Annotated in this window: 1 protein-coding gene; it reads right to left on the bottom strand. The window is 71.6% G+C overall.

All coding sequences use genetic code 11. The features are described from left to right. Positions 1–2,718, bottom strand: a 2,718-nt coding sequence (locus tag L995_RS12295) for an AMP-binding protein (RefSeq protein ID WP_047472027.1), incomplete at both ends; no start/stop codon positions are given.

The raw sequence follows: 2,718 nt of genomic DNA, 5'->3' as shown, positions 1-2,718 counted from the left end.
CCGCGTAGGCCCGCAATGTCGAAGGACACGGAGGTCGTGGCCAGCACCACGTCCTGCGCCTGCAGGCCCGGCTGTGCCGCCATGGACTGCAGGAAGTTGGAGAAGGCCGCATGCCGCACCACCACGCCCTTGGGCCGGCCGGTGGAGCCCGAGGTGTAGATCACATAGGCGGCCTGGTCGCCATGCACCTCGACGCGGGGCGCGCGTTCCGTGCCTGCCTGCGGCCCTGGCTCCGTTGCCTCCACTGCCTCCACTGCCTCCGGTACCTCCAGCGCCTCCAGTTCCAGCACCTTCGGCACGCTGGCGGCGAGCAAGGCCAGCCGGCCCGGCGCCAGGCCCGAGGCCAGCGCCAGGCAGGCCCCGCTGTCCTGCAGCATGTACTGCATGCGCTCATCGGGCAGGGCTGGATCGACGGGCACGTAGGCAGCGCCCGCCTTGAGGATGGCCAGCAGGCCGGCCACCATGGCGGCCCCGCGCTCGGCCACCAGGCCCACGCGCTGCCCGGGCCGCAGCCCCTGGGCGATCATGGCCTGCGCCAGGCGGCTGGCCCGCCGGTCCAGATCGCCGTAGCTGAACACCTGCCCGTCCGCGGCCAGGGCCAGGGCCTGGGGCCGCTGCCTTGCCTGCGCCTCGAACATGCGGTGCACCGGCAAGGCCTGCGGCCAGGACCGGGGGTTGCAGGCCTGCGCCAGCAGCGCCTGGCGCTCGGCCGGGGGCACCACGTCCAGCGTGCGCAGGTCGCGGCCGGGCTGCTGCTGCAGCGCCTGCACCAGCGCCTGCAGGGCCTGCTGCATGTAGGCGCAGACACGCCCGGCCCCTACGCTGCGCACCACCTGGGCGACGAGCACAAAGCCCTGGCCGTCGTCATCCACGGCCATGCCCACGGGATAGTTGCTGCGCTCGGGGCGGCCCAGCACCTGCACGCCGGCCCGGGCCAGCTCTTGCGCAGCGCCCTCTGCCGCGCCATGCCGGTAGTTCAGCAATGCGCCGAACAGCGGCGTTCCCGCAGGCAGGCCGCTACAGCGCTGGGCCAGCGACAGGCTGGCATGCTCGTGCTGCAGCAGCGCCGCAAGCGCCGCCGCCGTGCTGCGCAGGCCCTGGAGCACGCTGCCTTCGCCCAGCGGCAGGCGCAGCGGCAAGGTGTTGATGAACATGCCCAGCGCCTGCTGCGCACCGGCGCCGCCGTCCATGCGGCCCATCAGCACGGTGCCGAAGACCGGCTCCTGCCTGCCGCTGGTGCGGGCCAGCACCAGCGCCCAGGCCAGGTGGCAGAGCGCGGCGGGGCTGACCCCGTGCGCACGCGCCTGGCCGCGCATGCCCTGGGCCAGTGGGGCGTCCAACCGCAGACGGGCCTCCTCCATGCCACGGCCATCGCCTTGCACGTCCAGCAGGCCGAAGGCGGCCGTGGGCTCCTGCACATCGGCCAGCATGCGGCGGAAGAACCGCTCGTGCGCCTCGGCCGCCACGCCCTGGCGCGCCTGCGCCACAAAGCGCCGGAAGGGCACGGGCACCGGCAGCTCGGCCACGCGGCCCTGCTGGAGCCGCAGCACTTCCTGCAGCAGCAGGTCCAGCGTGATGCGGTCCATCACCAGGTGGTGACTCAGCAGCTGCAGCAGCCAGCGGCCTTGCCCGGCATCGTGCGCGGCCCGCGCCCCTATCATCGGCGCCTGCCGCACGTCCAGGCGCAGGTCGTGGCTGCGCAGTTGCTCCAGCATCTGCGGCACCAGTGCCTCATGTGCCTCATCCGCATCAGGCCACTGCAGCTGCAGCGGTGCCTGGCGCAGCACCACCTGCACGGGCTCGGACAGCCCCTCCCAGAGCACGGCCGTGCGCAGGATGTCATGGCGCGCAATCACCTGGTTGAGGCTGTGCACGAAGGATTGCAGCTGCTCGCGCGTCCCGAAGCTCAGCAGGTTGGGCGAGACGAACACATCGCCCCCGGACTGCAGCAGGTGGTGGAACAGAATTCCCTCCTGCAACGGCGCCAGCGGATAGATGTCCTGGATGTTGGCTGCGCCACCGGGCACCGCAGCGGCGATGCGAGCAATCTCATCTTCATCCAGCGCCACCAGGGTCAGCATGTCCGGCGTGATCGCCATGCAGCCTTCGGGGATGCCGTTGGGCGGCACATCGATCTCGCCGGCCACCTGCGCCCCTTGCTCACCCTGCTGATCCTGCCGCACCGCCTGCGCAAACTCTGCCAGCCTCGGGTGCTGGAACAGCGTGCGCACCTGCACGCGCAGGCCCCGGGCGCGCACGCGCTCCAGCAGGCCCAGGGCGAGCAGCGAATGCCCGCCCAGCTCGAAGAAGCCGTCCTGCCGGCCCACGCGCTCCACGCCCAGCACCTCGGCCCAGATCTGCGCCAGCGTTTCCTCCAGCTCTCCCTGCGGTGCCTCGTATTGCTGGGCGCTGACCATCTCCGGCTCGGGCAGCGCCTTGCGGTCCACCTTGCCGTTGGCCGTCAAAGGCAGGGCGTCGAGCACGACGATGGCCGAGGGCACCATGTAGTCGGGCAGCACCTGGCCCAGTCGTCCCTTGAGCAGACCCTCTGCGATTTCTGCATTCAGCGACACATAGGCGATCAGTCTGGCACCGCCCGCCCCCTCCTTGGCCAGCACCACTGCCTCGCGCACCTCGGGCTGGGCCAGCAGTTGCGACTGCACCTCGCCCAGCTCGATGCGGAAGCCCCGGATCTTGACCTGCTGGTCGGCACGACCC

Source organism: Delftia sp. ZNC0008, from assembly GCF_000799035.1.
Taxonomy (GTDB): Bacteria; Pseudomonadota; Gammaproteobacteria; order Burkholderiales; family Burkholderiaceae_C; genus Comamonas; species Comamonas tsuruhatensis.
Note: the sequence above shows the minus strand (reverse complement) of the source record. Positions and strands in the feature narration are given on the sequence as shown.